This is a genomic window from Bacillus cereus, from assembly GCF_002577405.1.
Lineage (GTDB): Bacteria > Bacillota > Bacilli > Bacillales > Bacillaceae_G > Bacillus_A > Bacillus_A cereus_AU.
The window spans coordinates 1-22,781 of record NZ_NULR01000015.1 but is presented as its reverse complement, the minus strand read 5'-3'; the positions used below and the strand labels follow the sequence as shown (position 1 = coordinate 22,781).

The window sequence follows — 22,781 nt, the reverse complement described above, 5'->3', positions numbered from 1 at the left end:
TAGACGAGTTTATGAATAGAGTCGTGGTAACAGGAATAGGTATTGTTTCACCAAATGGTATTACCAGAGAAAGTTCCTGGGAAAGTATTGTTAACCTTGAAAGTGGTATTATTCCTTCCAAATATGAAAATACAAAATTTGTTGGGGAAGTAGATGACATTTTTAATGAACCACTTACGACAAAGGATAAGCGGTATATGGATCGTTGTACTCAAATGGCCGTAATTGCATCAAGAGAAGCCGTTAAAGATGCAGATTTATTAATTAATGATGAAAATAATGAAAATGTTTCTGTGTTTGTTGGAAGTTCTGTTGGGGGCATTCGTGCCCTCGCAGATGAGTTTGGAACTGCAGCTGTAAAAGGTGTAGATCAAATGACAATGCTTGTGATACCTAGAAATCTAATTAATATGATAACAGCAAATATTAGTATTGATTTAGGTATAAAAGGTGAATCTCTTGCTTATTCAATTGCCTGTGCTTCAGGAACAGTAGCGATAGGAGAAGCATTTAAAAAAATTCAAAATGGTAGCAAAAAAATAATATTAGCAGGTGGAGCAGAAGCATGTGTTATTCCACAAGTTATAGAAGCTTTTAGAAAGTTAAGAACCTTGACGAACTCTAAATCCTTAGATAAAGCTAGTGTCCCTTTTTCAAAAGATAGATCTGGATTTGTAATGAGTGAAGGGGCGGCCTTTCTTATTCTTGAAGAGCTTAATCATGCAAAGGAGCGTGGGGTTCATATCTATTGTGAAATAGAAGGTTATGGAAGTTCATCAGATGCTACTTCATTATTGGCTCCTGACCTCAATGGTGTTACAAGATGTATGGAAAATGCATTAATTGATGCTAAATGTAGTTCTGATGAGGTAGAGTACATAAACGCTCATGGTACATCTACTAAACTTAACGACTTAACTGAATCAAAGGCTATAAAGGAAGTATTTAATCACAATCCTTTAGTATCCTCGACTAAATCTTTACATGGACATGCTTTAGGGGCTGCTGGAGCAATTGAAACAGCATTATGTTGTATGATGATTAAAAAAGGAAAATTAATTCCCACTATTAATGTATCAAAAGACAGTGTGGGAGAGGATATAGACGTTAACCTTCTTCTAGAAGAGGTATCCAATTATAATGGTGGCAAGCTCTTAAATAATTCATTTGCGTTTGGTGGACATAATGCCTCAATTTTATTATCGAACTTTCAGGATTAATTATGGATATTTTCTTCTGTAAGATAAATAAAAACCAAAGTAATCTTATATCAAGAAGAATTCTCACTAAACGAGCTATACAGAGATTAAAAAAAACTACACATCCTAAAAAAAAGCTTCATATTATGTACAGCGATTTACTTATACAGTATGTGCTGTTCACAAAACAAAGAATGAAATATCCGTTGAGTATAACCTATAATATGCGGGGGAAACCTCTATTATCGAAAGGCTTCTTTAATATTTCAAATTGTAATGAATGGGTTATGTGTACTTACAGTGATAATGCTGCCGTAGGGGCTGATATTGAGGAATATAAGCGGTGCAATCATGAGTTAGCACAATTCTTCTTTACTCAAGAAGAACTAAAACACGTATTAACTCTATCACAAAGAGAACAAATCAATTTTTTTACAGATGCATGGACTTTTAAAGAAAGTTATGTGAAATGTAAAGGGATTAGTTTATTCGATATTAAAAATAATATCAATTCACCTTTAGTAAGGAATTATTTTATTAAGGATGAAACAGAAATTGATGGTGAATTATTTCATTATGTACGTGGGGTTATCGAAAATTATAGTTGGTGTTTGTTAAGCGGAAAGAACTTTACTAACTATAATATTAAGTTAGTGTGCTATTCGCAAATTATAGAAACTTTAACTAACATACACAGGGGGAATTATGCAGAGCATTTATATGACTAATCACTTTAACAAAATTTATCAACAAAGAGAAGAATTCGCCAATGAAATACAGTGTTTCAAAAACAAAGAATGGGAACGGCCTTATAAGGATAAGTGGTCTTTTGGAGAAACATATTATCATTTATACTTAATGGTTAGGCGATTTCGACAATTAAATAAGTTATATTTACCACTGTCTAGACCAATTGCTGCAGCAAGAAAAAAGTCACCTTACAAAACCCATAGTAAGGACATATATACTGAATATAAAGAGAAACACAACAAACCAATGAAAGCACCTTTTATTTTGGTACCACCTAAAGGAATAGAAGGTAAAATTTCATTTGAAAGGTTAATTAAAGGGCTAGATAATGAAACGAAGAATTTAGAAAAAATGCTTTCTAAAATCGAAGATGACATTGCTGGCCACATACGTTTCCCTGATCCAATCGCTCATAATCCAAACTTAATACAAAGTATTCATTTAATAGGTATACATGAAAAACAACATTTCTTTTTATGCAAAAAATATTATAACTTAAATTAATGTTTCTCTATTGGAGATATACTAATTTAGGTTCTGGTGCAAGAAATCTAGTAAACTTAGACATACTGATACTACTAAACTAAAAAGGACGTGTATCGGTATGAAAAAAACAGTAGAATTCAAATGGAAACATTATCAACCTGATATTATTTTATTAACCGTGAGATGGTACCTACGGTACAGCCTCAGTTTTCGTGATTTGGTGGAAATGATGGAAGAACGCGGACTATCTATTGCTCATACAAACATCATGCGTTGGGTACATCAATATGGACCTGAATTAGATGAACGAGTACGGCGTAATCTTCAGTCAACAAATGATTCCTGGAGAGTCGATGAAACCTATGTGAAAGTCAAAGGTCAATGGCCGTATCTGTATCGTGCCGTTGATTCAGAAGGGAATACCATTGATTTTTATCTAAGTGAATCAAGGGATAAACAAGCAGCCAAGCGCTTGTTTAAGAAAGCCTTGGCTTTTTCGCACGTTTCTAAGCCTCGTGTAATAACTGTAGACAAGAACCCAGCTTATCCCATCGCTATCCAAGAGTTAAAAAAAAGCAGATGCCTGAAGGCATCCAACTAAGACAAGTGAAATATCTCAACAATATCGTAGAGCAGGATCACCGCTTCATTAAAAAACGAATGCGCCCGATGCTTGGGTTAAAGTCCTTGCGAACNNGTATTTTTTGCACCAGAACCGAAAATAGTTAGAAAGTGAACTGATTGTATGAAAAGATTGTTATTCAGTGCCATATTGTTTATTAAGAAAGAGATAAACGGTTCTTTTAAACGAATAGGGAAGGAATATATGTCTTGCTGACATTTCAATTTCACCTTCTGTCTCAAAAACTAAGATTACTTTTCGTTTTGAGATAGAAGGTTTTTTTCTGTATATCCATTTATTTTATTCATACCATAATATAAACCTTGTAATTTCTAAAAAATAGGATAGTCGAATAAATAAAAATCACAACGTAATGCAGATAAAAAACTATCTTAGAAATTTTTGATTATATCTCAATAAGATAAGAATACTTTTGATTTTGAAACAGAAAATTTTGTGTTTTTATAACTACCGATAAGATTACTTATGTAAACAAGGTTTTCGGAAAATATGCCGTCATATCAACGTTTGTTGCACTTCAGAGTACTTCCACTTACAATATATTTTATTATCTCAATATCACTTTATTGAATATAACTTTATATAAATGAGTTTCTAGAACGCGGTAAATCAACATTTGTAATTTAATTACTTATATTAAATCCTGAAGGAATAATTTCAACAATATATTCGAATAATTATATTGGAATTTCTTGTTCTACACATTTATACGTGTTTTGTGTATTATATAGCAGAAGAGTAAGGTAAGAGTTACTCTTTGCCATTTTAGGAAAGGTTCTGTTGGAGACAACAGGACCTTTTTTCGTAAAAGGATTATTTTATTCAGATTCTGGAAAAGTGTTAATATTCTTCATAAAGGAGATCTACTGATGAAAAATCTATGGAAGAAAGTTTCTTTAATTGCTTTCATAGTAATGGTCCTTTTAATAATTTTATATTTTTGCGGTATGTCACTTTTCTGGAACCAACCCTAAATTACATTAAAAAAATAAGCCCCCTTGAATAAAACTAAATATTCCGTCAATAATACAGACAACCCATTAAGTTACTTTCTCCTTGTTCCCCCTTGGAGAACCAAGCAGTTAGCTTTTGCTAACTGCTCTTTTGTTTGAGATTAAAGCAGCGTTTTTGTTCAAAATGATGCCATATCCATTTGGACACATTTACCAGTATTTTTACCAAAAAATTCATGATATGGTTAATTAGTCGAGTACGTCATTACTTGACGATTACCCTTAGGAGCCCCGCAGACAATCGGGGTTTCTTTTATTTAAATAAGGATTCGTTTGATAAAGGTGAAGCAACCACTCTAATGTATATAAAGTTCTTTTAATCCTTCCTATCCCACATAAAGTTGCAGATAAGCTATTCTGCCTTGGATAGGCCTCAATCTTTGCATCAGAATCAGAAGGATTACTAATTTTTATTTACAATTAATAGTTTCAAATCCAATAACATTTCGACAATGGAATTAATAGTTTTATTTTGAGCACTATAGTAAATCTGTAATCCTTTTCTATCACTCATAATTAATTTTTGAGATTTCATCTTCGATAAATGCTGCGAAACAGTAGATTGTGGGATACCAAGAATATCTACAATTTGAGTTACATTACATGCGCCTCTTGTAATTAATTCTTTCAAAATTTTAATTCGTATTGGATGAGCTAATACTTTTAAAACTTCTGCGTTTTTTTTATAATTCAACAAACTAAACATCTCCTTGTGAACAGATATATTTTTATTATATTAATAACTTGATGAATGAAATTTTAATATTCTACTTTTGCAGAATTTATGCTGCAGCATCTTTTCGATTTAATTTGTGTTTTATTCCGTCAAGATGATCCGGTATGCTCCAGACCCCTTTATTCTCTTTTTTACTTGCATTTCTACTTCCTTTAATTCATCTGAACAATAATATTAAAATGCTTTCAATAGTAAAAATAGTTTTTGTAAGTTTTATAATTACTTTTGTAATTAAAAAAATATAAGCGACTTATAATAAGTCGCTTAAACGTAAAAATCTATTTTATTTTGGTCAACACATCTTAATTTACTCACAGGTCTTCCCACATGTTGATATACCATTTCGTTTTCTAACACTCCAATTTCAGTCAAAAACATTACATACTTTCGAATAGAAACTCTTGAAACTCCTACTAATTGCGCCATTTCATTTGTTGTAAACGCTCGTCCATTCAGCGACTCGATCTTCTGCCAAATTAATTGCAACGTTTGCTTCGTTAATCCTTTTGGAAGCTCTTTATCGTCAAAGGGCACTCTTTTTTCTTTTTGTAAAATTAGCGAATCTAATTCCGATTGACTAATTTTTGGTTGTTCTTTCATAAAAGTAAGTTTTCCTCGATATACAGTTAATGCCTCTTTAAATCGTTCAAATGTAAATGGTTTAATTAAATAATCTACTACGCCATATTGTAATGCTTTTTTGATACTCCCCATATCATGTACAGCTGAAATCATCATAATATCGATTTCTTTTTCTTGATGCCGAATATGCATTAAAAGCTCAAACCCGGTCTCTTCAGGCATAAAAATATCAAGTAATACTAAATCTACTCGTGATTTCTCTAATACTTCTATCGCTTCTTTAACTGATTTAACTGCATGGACAAGTTCAAACCCTCCCACTTGCTCTAAATAATGCGTATTTAACATTGCGACCATCGGGTCATCTTCTACAATCAAAACTTTGATCATCTTATCTCTCATCCCTACTTTTAGGTATTTCAATCGTTATTGTCGTTCCCGTTCCTAACGATGAATGAACATGAATGTCCCCATTTATTCGCTGTATGCTTTCCTTTACAAGATGCAAACCATACCCCCGATTATGACCCTTTGTGGAATAACCTTTTATAAATAACATATCAATTTCATCCTCTTGTATACCTTTCCCTGTATCTTGTACTGTAATGATTAATGTATCCCCATCTTGTATTCCAACTTCAACCTGCTTCTTCTCACAATTCATCACTGCGTCTAATGCGTTATTAATTAAATTTCCGACAATGGTAATCAGTTCATGAATAATATGTTCATCATATATTTCTGGTAAGTAAGAATCTTCTTTTATAATTAACTGTATATCTTTCTCTCTAGCATAACTAAGTTTACCTAGTAGAAATCCAGCAAATACGGGGCTTTGAATTTTTTTCATAATCCCCCCAATTTCATATTGATGCTCTGATACCATGCTACTTACATATTTTTGAAGTTCTTCATACTGTTTCATATGTGTTAATCCTAATACGACATGCATTTTATTCATAAATTCATGGGACTGTGCCCGTAATGCTTCCGCATATAACCTGATACCGGTTAGTTCCTCTGCCAATTTTCTAATCTCTGTTTTATCACGAAATGTTGCAATCACGCCAACTATTTCTCCTTTTACATATAAAGGAACCCGATTAGTAACAATTGTAACCCCAAAAAAATTTAGTTCTTCGTTTAATTGTACCTCTCCTGTTTGCAGCACTTCTTTCATACGTGAATTCGGCGTATACAATTCAATATCTTTACCGATAAAATCTTCTGTAATTCCATCTTTCATTAATATTCGTTTTGCTTCATTATTAATTAACGTTACTTTTGCCTCTTTATCTACAGCAATAATACCTTCTTTTACAGATTGCAGCATCGTATTTCTTTCTTCAAGAATTTTCGCTATCCTATGCGGCTCAAGACCAAATAAACTTTTCTTTATATGTCTAGCTAGCAATATCGCTCCTATAATTCCAACTAATATTCCAACACCAACACCGATATAAATAATATGTCTACTTTCTTTCACCCTCTCTTTTATATTATCAGCTGAAATGCCAACAGCGACCGCACCAAGTTGTTCACCTGTGTCAGCAAGAATAGGTACGAATACTCGCATAGAAATCCCTAAAGTTCCTTTTGCTAACGAGACGTGTTCCTTTCCCTTCAATACAGGTCCTTCATCGCCTCCAAGAAAATGATGCCCTATTTTTTGAGGGTCTGGATGAGATTTTCGTATTCCATTCATATCCATAACTACAATAAATTGTACATCTGTACTCTTTAATAGCTTATTTGTATACACCTGAATCAAGGAGGTATCTACCTTCCCCGTCAACCCATCAATTACAATAGAATCATTCGCCACAATACGTGCAATCGTTTTTGCCTTCTCTGTTTGGTTATCTTCTGTCGCCTGTTCAACATTATGGCTTATTAAAACGTCTGTTACGAGTAAAGAAACAATTACAACGGTACAAACTAACAGTGTAATGGTTTTCCATAAATTCCATAGTTTATTTCTTTTTCTCATTCCTTCAATAGCTCCCCTAGTTATTAAGTAGAAAAATAAGTAAGGTGATATCATTTTCACCTTACTTATTTGATGTTATTATACTTTAAATTTACTCGTCATTTCTTGTAGTTTTTCTATCGTCTCTTCTCTTCTCTGCTAAGTTTTAATTAGCTAAACGAAATTATTCCATAATAAAAAATAAAATAAGAGGAATTCAATATAACGAGTATACTAAATTTCTCCTATTTTCATTTCGAAAATCTAGTATTGTCATTACTTTTTGTAACAAGAAGCATAAGATGGCCAAAACGGCCAACTTATGCTTCTAATATGCATACAACAAAAAAAACAACTAGCCCCTCGTAAAGAGGTACTAGTTGACGTAAAATTCGTTATTGGAAGTTAAAAAAATTTCTTTTATTTAGGAATACAACCAAGGAATAGCGGGAGGAGTTCCCGCTTCAGGTAAAAGATAAACAAAAATAAAAAAGAAACAAATGAATAGACCTGAGATTATAACGAATAAAGAGAGAAATGGTTTTATTTTCTTTATTACTCCGTATAAACCACAGATAAAACTTGTTAATCCTATAAATAAATCAACTAGAGCTACTGGATAGACAGAAAAATTATCCAAAAAATACACTCTTACAAAACTGAAAAGCGTCATTGATAGAAAAAAGATTATTTGTAGAATTAGACCTAAAAAAGGAATATTCAATATTTAGAACTCCTTTCTAATACCTTGCATTTAGCATCAAAACCTTGCATGAGAAAATTCATTGAACCTCCACCTTTTTCCTAATTGTACCATTTAGAAGAAGTGATATGTTTTGTAATTTTGGTTGTATACGATATTCATAGAGAGTTAACATAACGTAACATTATCAGAAGTTCTCCTCACCAATAATTCCCGACTTATCAACATTCTGTGAAACATCCTCTTCACCTACGTATGCAGTTTCTTATTCATCTCATTATATTAGTGGTTAAAAGCAATCATTGTCTTTATTTCCTTTACTCCATTTGCGGCCAGCTTATGGTTTAATAATTAACTTACGGCCAATTTATGCTTCTAATTCCTTTGAATAATTTGATAATTATCTACAAAAATAAGTGTTTTCTGGCCAACTTATGCTTCAAAATACGGCCAACTTATAGGTAAAGTGACACTTTTGTTGTAACAAGAAGCATAAGATGGCCGTTTTAGTGTTGTCTATGAGTATAGTTAATTTTCAAAACGAAAGAAAGCTGCATAATCTTTAAAAATAATACCTAACTAGGTGTATTTAGCGTGCTCATTTTTAATTTATTTGTCTTGTTTACGTAACCTTCAATTCTTCATATAATAAAATTAACATTTTTTTAAATACAAAGGTGGAATACTATGGCTAAGACAATTGCAGATATCGCTAAATTAGCAGGTGTTGCAAAAAGTACTGTATCCCGTTACTTAAATGGTGGATATGTAAGTGATAAAACAAAACAAAAAATTGAAAGTATTATTGAAATGACTAATTTCTCTCCCAATACATTTGCACAAAGTTTAAAAGCAAAAACAACAAATTTAATTGGTGTCATTATCCCCCGATTAGATTCCTTCGCCACAACAAAAACACTTATCGGGATTGATAATACTTTGCGAGAAAATAACTATCAAATGCTTGTTGCAAATGCGAATCAAAAAATCGAAACGGAAATTCAAGCAATGGAAAACTTTATAAAACAAAAAGTAGCTGGCATAATTTTATTAACAAAAAGTTTAACAAAAGAGCATAAACACATTATCGCTAATTCTACTACCCCTATTTTATTTGTTGGTCAAGAATATGAGGATCAATATTGCCTCGTTCATGATGATTTTGACGCTGCTTATGAGCTAGGAGCATACATATTATCACAAGGCCACCGTCATATCGCCTATTTAGGAGTAGAAAAAGATGATATTTCTGTTGGTTTAAATCGAAAAAATGGTTTTCAAAAAGCGATTGAAAATTTAGATCCTACTTGCACCGTTTCTTATTACGAAACAACTTTCAAAATAGAAGATGCGATGAAACAAGTACAGCATATTTTGGATTACAACCGCCCTACTATTGTCGTATGTGCTACAGATAATATCGCCCTTGGAGCAATGAAAGTAATTCATTCTAATCACCTTTCTATTCCAAATCATATCTCTGTAGCAGGATTCGGTGGATATGATATTTCAGAAATGGTACACCCTAGCTTAACGACAATCGCATTTGACTATGAGTATGCTGGTAAGCTTGCTGCTACTTCCCTTTCACAGCTTGTTGAAAACAAAATAATCCCTAAAATATTACATTCTCGCTATACATTAAAAATCCAAGAAAGCGTTGACAAAATTTAAAGACGCTCTATAATAAAAATAAAACCGGTTCCACATTTTAAAAACAGGATTTTCACATCACACCCCTGTTTTTTATTTTAACCAATAACGGAACCGGTTCCATAAATAGAAAGTGTATTAGTAAGGAGGAATTTTTATGAATATGAAACAAATCGCAACGCAAGTTTTACAGAACATCGGCGGAAAAGAAAACATTATTCGCGCTACACATTGCGCTACTCGCCTTCGTCTTATACTCAAAGATGAAACAAGAATAAATGCAGCAGAAATCGAAAACATCGATGGGGTTAAAGGTGCTTTTGCAACGTCTGATCAATATCAAATTATTTTTGGAACTGGTGTAGTAAACAAAGTATATGATGAATTTTCAAAACTAATTGGAATGACCGAACTTGATTCCCCAGTATCAAACGATATTCCTAAGAAAAAAATGAATCCGTTGGCTCGACTTGCAAAGACATTATCCAATATTTTCGTTCCAATTATTCCAGCTATTGTCGCAAGCGGTTTACTTATGGGGCTACTCGGAATGTTGAAAGCGTTTAAATTAGTTCCTGGCGATCACTCACTTATCCAATTGCTTGATATGTTCTCAAGTGCAGCTTTCATTATTTTACCTATTTTAATCGGGGTTAGTGCTGCTAAAGAATTTGGCGGAAATATTTTCTTAGGTGCAGTTGTTGGCGGCATATTAACTCACCCAAGCTTAACGAATCCTTGGACTCTTTCAAATGCAAAACCAACTGTTTTACATTTCCTTGGTATGGATATTGATATGATTGGCTATCAAGGCACTGTTTTACCTATTTTATTATGCGTATATGTTATGAGTACAATTGAAAAAGAACTCCGAAAACGTGTTCCGAACTCTTTAGATTTATTAGTTACACCTTTCTTAACAATTATTATAACTGGCTTTTTATCACTTATTATTATCGGACCAATTGGATATAAAATCGGTGACGGTATTACGTACCTTTTAAATACTATTTATCAATTTGCAGGACCAGTAGCTGGCCTTATATTCGGTGGGCTATATTCAACAATCGTTCTTACTGGCTTACATCATAGCTTCCATGCTATTGAAGCTGGCTTACTCGCTAATAAAGATATCGGTGTCAATTTCTTACTCCCTATTTGGTCAATGGCGAACGTTGCTCAAGGTGGGGCTACTTTAGCAGTTTATTTCAAAACAAAAAACAAAAAAACGAAAGAAATTGCAATTCCAGCAGCAGCTTCAGCATTTTTAGGAATTACAGAACCAGCTATTTTTGGTGTCAATTTAAAACTTGGTAAACCATTTATTGCAGCAGCTATTGGAGGCGCAATTGGAGGCGCTTACGTTGTTTGGATGCAAGTTGCAGCAAATGCATATGGTTTAACAGGTATTCCAATGCTTACAATTGTTGCACCTCTTGGCATGATGAATGTGATTCACTATGTAATCGGCTTCGCTATTGCAGTTATCACTGCTTTTGTTACCACATTCATTTTATATAAAGAAAGTAAATAACAACGAGGTGAAAACCTATGTCGAAATATAAAACAATACTGCAATCTAATAAAGAAGAATTATATTCTTTAAATGAAATTGCAAATCAAGATTCATGGAAACCTATTTATCATATCCATCCACCATATGGATTAATGAATGACCCTAACGGTGTATCATACTACAATGATGAATATCACGTTTTTTATCAGTGGTATCCATTTGGCCCGATACACGGGATGAAACATTGGGGACATGTAAAATCAAAAGACCTTATTAACTGGGAGCGGATGCCAGTCGCCATCATCCCGACTGAACGCTATGAATCGCATGGCGCATATTCCGGTAGTTCTATTATAAAAGATGGGCTCCTGCACTTATTGTATACAGGAAATATAAAAAAACCTGATGATTCTCGCGATGCTAAACAATGTATGGTAACGATGGATTCTCAATATACGATGACTAAATATAGTAATAATCCTGTTATTGATATGATCCCTGATGGATATACGAAGCATGTACGTGACCCAAAAGTATGGAAAAATAACGATACGTACTATATGTTACTCGGAGCACAACGTGAAAATAAAACGGGGACTCTATTATTATATAAGTCACTAGACCTATACAGTTGGCATTTCCAAGGTGAGGTTCAAACAAATTTAAAAGAATTTGGATTTATGTGGGAATGCCCTGACTACTTCCAACTATCAGGAAAAGATGTGTTACTCTTTTCGCCACAAGGAATCGAAAGAGACAAGGAAAGTTTTCAAAATGTATATAATGTTGTATATGCAATTGGACATTTTGATATCGAAAATTTATATTTCCATATTGATGCGTATTACGAAGTTGATAAAGGATTCGACTTTTATGCCCCTCAAACTTTAGAAGATCCGTCTGGGCGCCGCCTTTTATTTGCTTGGGCGGGCTCAAGCGAAATAACATATCCTTCTGACGATTATATGTGGGCTCATTGTTTAACACTTCCGCGAGAACTAGCGTTAGAAAATAATATATTAAAACAAAAACCAGTTTCAGAACTAACCAAGCTAAGAACAACCAAAAAAGAGATTTCAGGTGACATACCTACTGGGCTAAACGTATTAACCACTCTTGGCCATGAATACTCATATGAATTAATTGTCACTCTTAAAACAGATGATGCGAACAAATTTGGCCTTTCCCTCTTCCATAATGAAGAGGAATCTTTACCGATTACATTTAACCGCGAAAAAGGAACTGTTTCCATAGATCGCCGCAATTTCCATCACCAATTCGGCGGAGAATATGGGTACGAACGTTGTAAAAAAATTGATATTCGCGATACGATAGAACTGCGAATATTTGTAGATAATAGCATCGTAGAAATTTTCTTATATGATGGTTCCACTGTCTTTACGTCTAGAGTATTTCCGCGAAAAGACATGAAACAGCATATCGCAATCTTTTCAGATGCAAAACTACATTTTACAATTACACAATATAAACTTAAAAGAGGGATTGTATGAGAAATGTATTTTGTATAGGTGAATTATTAATTGATTTCGTTTGTCGAAATTCCAATGTTTCTTTAGTAGATGGTGCAGATTTCGAAAAAAAAGCTGGTGGGGCTCCAGCTAATGTTGCCGCCGCTATTACAAAATTAGGTGGACACGCTACATTTATGGGACAAGTAGGAAATGATCCATTCGGTGATTTTCTAGAGCAAACTTTACAGCGTGCACATGTTGATACTTCAATGCTCATAAAAGATAAACAAACCACGCTTGCTTTCGTATCCATCGATAAAGATGGCGAACGAGATTTTATTTTTATGCGCGGAGCTGATGGTGAATACACTTTTAATAAAATTGATTTATCGAAAATAAAACGTAATGATCTAATACATTTCGGTTCGGCAACTGCCTTATTATCAAGTCCATTAAAGGAAACATACTTTCAACTATTACAATTTGCGAAAGACAATAATCATTTTATTTCTTTTGATCCAAATTATCGAGAGGCACTGATTACAGATATAGAGCAATTTTCTCAAGATTGCCTATCCATTATAAAACACACACATTTCGTAAAGGTAAGCCAAGAAGAAGCCACAATGCTTTCTAAAGAAACTGATTTACAACAATCAGCCCTGAAATTACTACATTACGGGGCTAAAGTTGTAGCTATTACACTCGGAAAAGACGGCACCCTTCTCGCAACACAAGACTCTCAAATCATTGTACCTTCTGTTTCCATTAAACAAGTAGATGCAACTGGTGCTGGTGATGCTTTCGTCGGAGCGATGTTATACCAAATTGCAAAAAGTGAACAAACTCTTTTTCATAACTTCAAAGATTTAAAAGAGTTTATCTCATTTGCAAATAAAGTAGGTGCTGTAACATGTACAAATTACGGAGCAATTGCTTCCCTTCCATCATTAACAGATGTAAAAGCATACGATTAATCAAGCACTCTGTAATGTATGAATACTGAAATTCGTACAAGATAGTAAGAAATGATAGAAGTATAAAGAATAGCCCTTCACCTTATCCTTTTTGGCCAGGTGGAGGGCTACTTTTTCATATTTTGGGGTATTCTCTTTGTAGCTTTAAAATAAAGTTTGATCAGAAACATACTGCAAACGTTGATTTTATAATAGAAGAAACCCACGAACTTTGAACAAAGATTGATCAAAATGCGTGGGTTTCTTCTTTAGGGTGTGGAGGTTTTTATAAAAAAGATTGATTAAAATAAACGAATATTAAATAAACACTTGTTATCTGAAGCCATTTCCTACTCTTTTAATAAATCATTTTTTTGTTGGATACTAAATTCACTCAACAATACCTTGAATCACGAATTGAAGAAATGAAAAGTAAAGATCAAAGTATGATACCCGGAATATCGAGAGATGTTTTATTACAGCTCAATATAATTGTACCGCCGTTGAAAGAACAGTTAAGGATTGAAGAAATGATTAGTCAAGTTCAGCCAGAGTTTGAGAGACCTCATTAAAGCAACGGACAATACGTTCTTGTTCTTTTAGTGGTGGCAAGGGAACAAGTGTTGAATTTGTACTCTTAATTGATAGTTTAGGTTGTGCCACTTGTTTAAATAACGCAGTAAATTGGTTTTGAACCACATTAGAATTAATTATTTTTACAAGGAAATTTTGATTCACTTCTGAAAAAAGCACAAGCTTTAATGCATTTTCTGTTAATAATGCCCCATCAAGCTCTATTGGTACAATACCCGCATCACCTATAGTCCCTGCAATCGTTATATAGACGTCATCAGAACTAATCATATAATTCTTAATCTTATCTCTAACTTCTTCGGAAGCATATTGTAATTTCTTAGTTAGTATTGTTTCATTTTTCATGTCTGTTACACGTAGATAAGGATATTGCGTTTTGGTTTCTTGTAAACTCATACCTTTTGGAACACGTTTTCCGCCTTTTGCCTGTGCTAGTTGATCTATACGTGTCCATTGCCAATTTTCAGGAACCTGATATGGTACTTTAATTTCTTTAACTGTCCCATCTACAAACTTCTCATAATAGGCGTTATCATCACCTTTTATGATGGTGGTTTCTTCTAAATCTTTCTTCTTGAGTTTTCCTTCTTCGTATAATTTCTGCTTTTCATTACTGATTTTTCCAAGTAAAACTGATGCAGGTTCATCGTTAGGATCTTGAGGAACAAGCTTGCCTTGCATGGCGACATCGAGAACTTTTTTCTTTAGTTCTGCTGATAATTCTTGTAACTGTTGTTGCTCTTCTTCAATACCGTCAACAAGTTGTAAAAGCTCATTTGCAACTTTAACAATGCGCTTTTGTTCTTCAATTGGAGGTAAAGGCATGAAAGTAGCATTAACGATATCACTACTGATATTTTTAACTGTTGAACCAGTAGCATTTATTAAAAATTGACTGTTCACTAATTTAGATGATATGAGCAAATATAGAAAGTCAGAATCATATGCAATATTAAAGTGCCTAAGAGCAAACCAACCATCATGAATGAATCCGTCAATTTTTAAGATATATGGGCGGCCGAAGCTCATTGAGTTTGAAAGTAAAAACTCTCCTTCAAATACAGCCCTAGATTTTTTAGAACCTTCTACAGTGATTTTCTCTGCCGTTGATTCGATATACTTACCATCTTTTTCAGTATCACCAATCTTTATCCAGTTCACACCAACTTCATCTGTCGTGACAAAGTTTTTAATAGGTCTTGGAGAACTCCCTCTTACTAAAGAAATCAGGGAATTAAAGCGTTGAACATCCCACCAGTCAGGAAAACCAAAAGGTAATTGAACTCCTCTTCTTGTCCCATCTGCAAACTTCTCATAATATAAACCATCATCACCACGGAAAATTTCAGTTTCATTCTTATCGCGCTTGATTTTCTTCTGTTTGATGAGTTCTTCCTTCTCCGCTTTAATACGTTTTAGAAGCTCACTCGCCGGCTCGTCATTAGGATCTTGCGGAACAAGTTTCCCGCGCATTGCCAGGTCAATAATTTTTTCTCGTAAGGCTTTTGTGTCTATCATTCTTCCACCTCACCAAGTAACTCTTGAAGTTTTGCAACGGCTTCCGCAATATTATCAGATTTCTTCTGCATCAAATCAAGCATTTCAGCTATCGTATAATCAGGTGTGTCACTTTCCTCTTCCATCCAAGAAATATCTAAACTTGCGTTATCACGATTTTCAATTTGCTCGAATGAATATTTACGCCAACGACCATTTGGAGTTTCTTCGCTCCATGTTTCTTTACGATTTTCCATATCGTCACGTTTATAGCATTCCAAGAATTCAACAAAATCATTTTGATTCAGTGGATTACGTTTCCCAAATGAACGCATATTGTTACGCATATCGAAGATCCAAACATTCTTTGTATTGTTCTTTTCAGTCATTCCACGAGTAAAGAACAGTACGTTTGTTTGAACACCTTGAGCGTAAAAGATACCTGTCGGCAGACGCAGAATTGTGTGGAGATTACATTTGTCCATCAAATCACGGCGGATAGATTCCCCAACTCCGTCTGCGAATAGTACATTATCCGGCACAACCACCGCTGCACGAGCTTTTCCATCTGTCTTTAACGAATTATAAATGGTTTGTAGAAAATTCAATTGTTTATTGCTCGTTTCATAGGTTAAATCATCACGAGTAGCGCGTTCGCCACCTTTTTTCGTTCCAAATGGTGGGTTTGTTAGGATAACGTCAAAACCTTTCATCCACTTACCATTAGCAGAAAGTGCATCTCCTTGCTCTAACCGTCCCTCAATGTCATGTAACAAAGCATTCATCAATGCGAGTTTATGTGTATTTTGGACAAGCTCCATCCCACTAAGTGCTTCTTCTTTTTGAAATTTCACTTCTTCAGGTTTCAAATCAAAGAAATCATCATATTTTTCTCGCAAATAATGATTTGCTGCAATCATAAAACCAAACGTTCCCGCAGCAGGATCATTTAAGCGTTCTGACTTATCTGGGTTCATCAACTCAACCATAATGTCAATCAACACACGTGGTGTGAAATATTGACCTGCACCAGATTTTGTTTCACTCGCATTTTTTTCAAGTAAGCCTTCATACAAGTCTCCAAGGCCTTCATTTTTTGCTGAATACCAGTCTAAAGCATCGATATCTTTGATGATTTTTTCAAGATTTTTAGGTTCATCAATATGTGTTGAGGCGTCTGCATAAATCATATTCAAACGTTTATCTTTAGTAATTTCAGAATTTCCAAGGTCTAATAATAATTGTTTGTAGAAGTTTTTTAGTTCTAGACCTTCTTTTGAAACAAGGTCATTCCAGTGATATCCTTCTGGAATTGAATCTTCTGTTTCTTGTTCTTTCATCATCTTCAAAAATAAGATGTACGTTAATTCAGTTACGTAATTTTGATAACTAATGCCATCATCACGCAGTACGTCTGCCATTTTCCATAATTTATGAACTATTTCGTTGTTTTTCACGGTACGTTCTTCCTCTTTTCCTTAAATCTATTATCTCAAGAATCTATATAATAGTTTTTCATTTTAGCTGAGTCTAGTCAACTGGTTTTTATGCTATATAAAGATGTTCATTGATTACTTCAATTATCGAATCAACGCTCTCACCAATCTGACGCAGTGCCGCTTTATAACCGCCTTGCTGTTTCCATACTTCAGTTTCATCGAAGTATTTCTTAGCGGTTGGGGCAAGGACTGAAGTTGTGAGAAGTTGTTTTTCAATACGTTCAAGCCATTTTTTCTGCCTTGGAGTCCAACTCTCCATACCATAAACTTTCTGCATAGCATTCTTAATTCGAGTTTCATGGTCAACTAGGGCTGTTCCTAACACAGCTTGCCGAATAAAACTAATGATATCAGCAGCAATATATTCTTTTTTCTCTTGTCGCCATGCTTCTTGTAATGCTTTTTCATCAAATTTCTTTTCTTTAAGTCTTAATTGAATTTCACGCAAATCTTGATACGTTAAATCCTTAGGTCTTGAAACAACCATTTGTAATGCCGGAATTAGGTTTATATTTTCTCGAATGAACTGGTTAAAATCATTCAAATAGTCACCTGGCTTCACATTACCTTCACCATATCCACGTGAAATATCTAAGAGTTTATCTTCTTTAACAGAAATATAGATTGGATTCGGTGTTTCATAATACATTCCTATCCGTTGAATATTTTCCGATTGAGACTCCAATTCTTCACGGCTCAGCATTTTTATATTCTGAATCCATTTATCCAAGTCATTAACAGCGTTCAGCGTTTGTATTTCTCTTTGCGATTCTTCACTTAACCTTTGTTTCTTCCGCTGTAATTTTCCCATCAGTTCCGCTTTAAAGAAACCAAATTCCTCAGCATCTTCTGCTTGAATAGCTTTATCCAAGATTTCTTGAATGGTTTGTTTAGGGTTAGAAACAACAGGTTTCATATCAGTCACATTTTGTAGATAATCGTACAAATGCACCGCATCAAAAATCTTAAATGCATATTTTCCGATTTCTGGACAAAGTCTTGTTGCACGCCCTAACATCTGATCATACAAAATACGTGAACGTACTCGACGCAAAAATACAAGATTTTCAATTTTAGGAACATCAATCCCTGTTGTTAAAAGATCAACCGTTACAACAATGTTTGGATATTTTTCATTTTTGAAACGTTTGATTTCTTTATCCGGATGGCGAATATAACCCGTGATTTTTTCAATAGCATCATCATCAACAGGCATATCCGCTTTTTCATAAGCTTCTTTCAGCAACCGAACAATTAAATCTGCATGCTTATCATTCGCTGCAAAAATCAACGTTTTTCCTGGCTCGTTTGGATCAATGTGTTCTGTTAGTCCTTCCAAGATAACTCGATTAAAGTTTTCTGTGATAACCTTCTTATTAAACTGTTCAACATCAAAATCCAACTCATCTTTCAAATGAGCTTTATCAATCATTTTCGTCTCTTCATTCCAAACATCAACATCTGACCCAGCCTCGAATTTAATACCGTTCGTTGATAATTCTGTTTCAAATGTATAAGGCGGTTCATGATCCACCAGATAACCATCTACAACTGCATCTGTATATGAATACGTGTAAATTGGCGCGCCAAAAATCTGTGTAGTGTGCAGTGCTGGTGTTGCAGTTAACCCTAAAACAGTAGCATCAAAATAATCAATAACCCTACGATATTGACTAACATAATCTTTTTCATTTTGGAAATATAGTTCGTCTTCTGACATTTCTTTATCTTCTGTGTACCCACGATGAGCTTCATCCACAATGATGAAATCATATGTTCCGACAGAAGGAATTTCATCTACATTATCTTTATAAAATAAACGTCTTACCATACCCTGAACGGTCGCAATATGAATCTTTGTGTCCTTTTCAGGTAACACATCAGTGACTTCTTTCACATCATAAATATCAGCAAAAGAAAGGTTTTCAATTTTCGTATCCTTTAATGCATCTGCCGCTTGCGTCCCAAGACTCCGTCTATCAACTAGAAACAAAACACGACGTATACGTTTCGTTTTAATTAAGCGATACATCAATGATAAGGCGAGACGTGTTTTACCAGTACCAGTTGCCATCGCCAGCAACATTCTTCTCTTATTCTCAGCAAGTCCTTGCTCTACAGCTTTTACTGCACTGATTTGATAATGGCGATTGGCGAAATCCGGATATTCCTCTTTCTTCAACTCATCTTCAGCTCTCTTTTCGTCCACGATAAGTTTTTGCTTCAAATCATCTGGGCTATGCCAACTTTCCAAAGCAAACGATGATTTATTAGGTGTTCGAGCATCCCAGAACCAAATACCCGACTGGTCAGCCAACTGTTTCAAATAAGGACGACCATTCGTTGAATAGATGAATGGTGCTTGGTAATCACCATAAACCCCTTGAACATCAAATTCACCTGTATCCTTGACGTCTCTAGAATACTCTTTAGCTTGTAGCATATCCCCAGCAGCATCTTTACCGTATTTCTTAGCCTCAATCACACCCACTAATTGAAGTCCGATAAATAAAGCATAATCAGCACGACCAGACTTTGTTGGTACTTCAGAAATTGCTTTGTTCTTATTCTTTTCAGGTCTAGCACCTTTTCGCCAATCCAACGACTCTGTATCAACTTCCCATCCAGCATCGCGTAGCTGTTCATCAATGAACATCAAACGTGTCTGTTTCTCAGTTAGCTGAGTATTGCGCAAAAAGGCTTTTGAACGCTCACGTCGTTCTTCACGGACTTCTTCGGGTTGTAATTCAGCCTGTTTTTCAATTTCTTCAAGCTGAGCTTTAAACGCCAATTTTTCAGATTCAACTAACTCAACCTGTGCTTTCAATTTAGCTAGTTCATCTGTTCTTGCTTTATCAATGTCTTTTGGTTCGATAAACTCAGTAGGCTTGAAATCGAGCGAACCGTATACTTCCATGAACCAGTTAGACAGGTAATGGGCATAACGAATCAGTGTCATTGCTTCAGTGGTATTCCCATAATTGTTATGAGCCGCTTTATTTCCAGTCTTACGAATAGTGTGGAATATTGTTGTAATCTCATCTTCAAGTACACCCATACGCTCTAATTCACGTAGCTTATCTACTTGTCCATTTAAATTCCAAAAAGTGCTGCGTTCAAGAGTAAACAACGCTTCCGTCATTTTTTCAGCAAATAGACGTAGCTTAATTATCGATACATTTGGATCACGATATATATTTTCCTCCGCCTGTTTTCCAAGTTGAGCGAATAATGGCCACGTCTTAACAAGCATTTCAAAGTTACTCATTCACTACACCCCTTTAGCATTGTTCTTTGTATCATATTTATTGTTATTATTTCATTTAAACGTATTTTTACTGCTGCCTCCTGTAGTAGTAAAATCTTTTGTTATGTCTATTATACCAATTAAATTACCCTAATCATTAGAAAACAACAATTTATGGTTCTGTTGCAAAGTTTTTAAAACTAAGCTAAACCTTTGCAAAACAGAGTGAGGAGAATCATAAGTGGGATATTTTAAAGGAAAGCAATTTAAACAAGATATTATTTTGGTAGCCGTTGGTTACTATTGTCGTTTTTCTTTAAGCTATCGTGATGTCTCTGAAATTTTGAAAGAACGTGGTGTTTCAGTTCATCCAACAACTATTATGCGCTGGGTTCATGAATATGGCCACCTGATTTATCAAATTTGGAAGAAGAAAAATAAAAGAGTACAACTATCTTGGAAATTGGATGAGACCTATATAAAAGTCAAAGGAAAATGGCGTTACCTGTATCGTGCAATTGATAAAGAAGGGTACACATTGGATATTCAACTTCGTAAAAAACGGGATCATCAGGCTGCATATGCCTTTATGAAAAGGTTAGTGAAAAAGTTTGGAGAACCAACGGTTCTAACAACAGACAAAGCGCTGGCATTACTTTGTGCATTCAAAAAATTAAAGGAACAAGGCTTTTATAAACATACAACTCATTGTACAATCAAGCATTTGAATAATTTCATAGAACAGGACCATAGACATGTAAAACGCCGCTTTGCCAAATCTGCAGGATTTCAAAGTCTTCGCTATGCTTCGCGCACCTTGAAAGGAATCGAAACGATTCATGCTATATATAAACGAAAACGAAGTTTGCAGCCAAACTTCGTTTTTTCAACGTACAATGACTTACAGCAATTACTCGCAATTGCATCAGATCCAGCGTACTCACCCTAACTTGCTATCTATTAAAAAACTTTGCAACAGAACCGAGATCGAAACGCAGCGCTCAATCTTAAAAACGAAGCAATTCGTCTCTTAACCGTAGGAACTACGGGGATAGCCTAATGAATTAGAAACCGTTAGGTTTCTGTACTTAGGAATCTCCCACTTCAAACAGTCCGCGAGGATGTTAAGTGGTGAGTAGTTCAAAATTTAGTTATCTGACGTTTGATAATCATAAATCTTTTCACGAATAGCGGATGCAATAAATTCTTCAATAGAATTGTTTGTTTCTTTTACAATGTTTGTGATTGCATGGTATTCACTGCTTGTTATCGTTACTGCCTTAGTAACACTACTGCTATCTAAATATACGCTATTATTAACACGTCTTGTTAATTTTCCTTCTATTATATATGGGGTTAAACAATCAATCCATTCTACCTGCATTTGCATTGGTAATTGAATAATGGATTGACGAATATCAAAGTACCAAAAACCATCTTCCTCAGAAATCTTAATATTTCTTGGTGATACATACTGTAGTACTAAGTCAATTAAGTGGAAAATGTTACTTCGCAATTGATTTGATTTAGGAAAACGAAACTTTACAAACTTTTGGTGATGACTTCTTGGTTTATCAGATAAAATATATGCAGGCTTATACCCCATTTTAATGGAATCTTCTAGTGTCATATTGTTTCCAAACTCATCAATAAGCACAATATCCCCGCGCTTCGGAATGGATATAATGCGTGCTAATTTATTACCTTCCATGAATTTTTGGAACAATACTACATTATATTTTTGTGAGAATGTATACAGCGTATTGGCCTGATCCAATTGCTGTACCAATCCGTTTATTTCTTCCTCATTTACAAATTTAGTCTCACGATTACGATGTTTCTGTATAGTACAAGTCAATACTCCTTCTTCTATCCACTTTTCAAGTTGATACATGCTCACATTATAATCTTTTGCTGCCTGATATAAGGTAATTCCTTCTGTTTCACGATCTTTTTTGAGCTTTTCTATGTCTTCTCGCTTAAATAAAAAGCTACCATCTAAACGCCAGGTCTCTCGATTAATTGGATTTAATTGTCCTTGTTTCATAAGAGTATTAAAAATAAAGCTACTAATTCCTAAATAAGCTTTTACTTCATTCGTATTCATATTCATATTTATTTCCTGTCTTTCAAACATACCTTTTCCTCCTATGTGTAAAATTCTGTTATGTGAAATCAATAATTTTATTATGTAAAGTTAAATTGATAAAAATATAAAATGTAAATTTAATTATAACACAATCATAACTTAATTTATTTTTAAAAT

16 protein-coding genes and 1 pseudogene are annotated in these 22,781 nt (G+C 34.3%); 10 read left to right on the top strand and 7 right to left on the bottom strand.

What is annotated here, in order from left to right:
• Positions 1-11 precede the first annotated feature (11 nt).
• The 4 genes and pseudogenes from COC96_RS19835 to COC96_RS19820 all read left to right on the top strand — a co-directional run.
• A complete protein-coding gene (locus COC96_RS19835) occupies positions 12-1,220 on the top strand; it encodes a beta-ketoacyl-[acyl-carrier-protein] synthase family protein (protein WP_098268903.1) in 1,209 nt (402 codons plus the stop codon).
• A 2-nt stretch (positions 1,221-1,222) separates the two neighbouring features.
• The gene (locus COC96_RS19830) at positions 1,223-1,927 is read left to right on the top strand and encodes a 4'-phosphopantetheinyl transferase family protein (protein WP_098769215.1); all 705 of its coding nucleotides are present in this window, start codon (positions 1,223-1,225) and stop codon (positions 1,925-1,927) included.
• Entirely contained in the window at positions 1,905-2,453 is a 549-nt protein-coding gene (locus COC96_RS19825; RefSeq protein WP_255287931.1) for a DinB family protein, read from the top strand. The genes COC96_RS19830 and COC96_RS19825 overlap by 23 nt, the downstream gene beginning before the upstream one ends.
• A gap of 100 nt (positions 2,454-2,553) precedes the next feature.
• Positions 2,554-3,074: pseudogene (locus COC96_RS19820) on the top strand (IS6 family transposase); the annotation flags it as partial.
• Positions 3,075-4,494: 1,420 nt separating this feature from the next.
• Here the strand turns inward: COC96_RS19820 and COC96_RS19810 are convergent.
• The 3 genes from COC96_RS19810 to COC96_RS19800 all read right to left on the bottom strand — a co-directional run bounded on the left by COC96_RS19810 (position 4,495) and on the right by COC96_RS19800 (position 7,399).
• The gene (locus tag COC96_RS19810; protein WP_098769214.1) at positions 4,495-4,788 is read right to left on the bottom strand and encodes an ArsR/SmtB family transcription factor; all 294 of its coding nucleotides are present in this window, start codon (positions 4,786-4,788) and stop codon (positions 4,495-4,497) included.
• A 303-nt stretch (positions 4,789-5,091) separates the two neighbouring features.
• Complete coding sequence (locus COC96_RS19805) at positions 5,092-5,799, bottom strand: response regulator (protein WP_098769213.1); 708 nt, start codon at positions 5,797-5,799, stop codon at positions 5,092-5,094.
• Position 5,800: 1 nt separating this feature from the next.
• A complete protein-coding gene (locus COC96_RS19800; RefSeq protein WP_098769212.1) occupies positions 5,801-7,399 on the bottom strand; it encodes a sensor histidine kinase in 1,599 nt (532 codons plus the stop codon).
• 1,369 nt (positions 7,400-8,768) lie between these two features.
• Between COC96_RS19800 and COC96_RS19790 the strand changes: the two genes are divergently transcribed.
• The 5 genes from COC96_RS19790 to COC96_RS28545 all read left to right on the top strand — a co-directional run bounded on the left by COC96_RS19790 (position 8,769) and on the right by COC96_RS28545 (position 14,250).
• The gene (locus COC96_RS19790; RefSeq protein WP_098769210.1) at positions 8,769-9,755 is read left to right on the top strand and encodes a LacI family DNA-binding transcriptional regulator; all 987 of its coding nucleotides are present in this window, start codon (positions 8,769-8,771) and stop codon (positions 9,753-9,755) included.
• Between the two features lie 136 nt (positions 9,756-9,891).
• Entirely contained in the window at positions 9,892-11,268 is a 1,377-nt protein-coding gene (locus COC96_RS19785; RefSeq protein ID WP_098769209.1) for a sucrose-specific PTS transporter subunit IIBC, read from the top strand.
• Positions 11,269-11,285: 17 nt separating this feature from the next.
• Positions 11,286-12,761, top strand: coding sequence for a glycoside hydrolase family 32 protein (locus COC96_RS19780; protein WP_098769208.1), 1,476 nt, complete (start codon positions 11,286-11,288; stop codon positions 12,759-12,761).
• Positions 12,758-13,699, top strand: a complete 942-nt coding sequence (locus tag COC96_RS19775; RefSeq protein ID WP_098769207.1) for a carbohydrate kinase family protein — start codon at positions 12,758-12,760, stop codon at positions 13,697-13,699. The genes COC96_RS19780 and COC96_RS19775 overlap by 4 nt, the downstream gene beginning before the upstream one ends.
• 404 nt (positions 13,700-14,103) lie before the next feature.
• The gene (locus COC96_RS28545) at positions 14,104-14,250 is read left to right on the top strand and encodes a hypothetical protein (protein WP_142340021.1); all 147 of its coding nucleotides are present in this window, start codon (positions 14,104-14,106) and stop codon (positions 14,248-14,250) included.
• On the opposite strand, the gene COC96_RS19770 is transcribed toward COC96_RS28545, so the two are convergent.
• The 3 genes from COC96_RS19770 to hsdR form a co-directional block, all read right to left on the bottom strand.
• Positions 14,213-15,790 carry a restriction endonuclease subunit S gene (locus tag COC96_RS19770; protein WP_098769206.1) on the bottom strand — a complete coding sequence of 526 codons (1,578 nt, stop codon included), beginning with the start codon at positions 15,788-15,790 and terminating at the stop codon, positions 14,213-14,215. The genes COC96_RS28545 and COC96_RS19770 overlap by 38 nt on opposite strands.
• Positions 15,787-17,226, bottom strand: a complete 1,440-nt coding sequence (locus COC96_RS19765) for a class I SAM-dependent DNA methyltransferase (protein WP_098769205.1) — start codon at positions 17,224-17,226, stop codon at positions 15,787-15,789. Before COC96_RS19765 ends, COC96_RS19770 begins: the two co-directional genes overlap by 4 nt.
• Before the next feature lie 88 nt (positions 17,227-17,314).
• Entirely contained in the window at positions 17,315-20,536 is a 3,222-nt protein-coding gene (gene hsdR, locus COC96_RS19760; RefSeq protein ID WP_098769204.1) for a type I restriction-modification system endonuclease, read from the bottom strand.
• A 220-nt stretch (positions 20,537-20,756) separates the two neighbouring features.
• On the opposite strand from hsdR, the gene COC96_RS19755 reads away from it, so the two are divergent.
• Positions 20,757-21,464, top strand: a complete 708-nt coding sequence (locus tag COC96_RS19755) for an IS6 family transposase (protein ID WP_098769203.1) — start codon at positions 20,757-20,759, stop codon at positions 21,462-21,464.
• Positions 21,465-21,662: 198 nt separating this feature from the next.
• Here the strand turns inward: COC96_RS19755 and COC96_RS19750 are convergent, their stop codons facing one another.
• Positions 21,663-22,652, bottom strand: a complete 990-nt coding sequence (locus tag COC96_RS19750) for a DNA-binding protein (protein WP_098769202.1) — start codon at positions 22,650-22,652, stop codon at positions 21,663-21,665.
• Positions 22,653-22,781 lie beyond the last annotated feature (129 nt).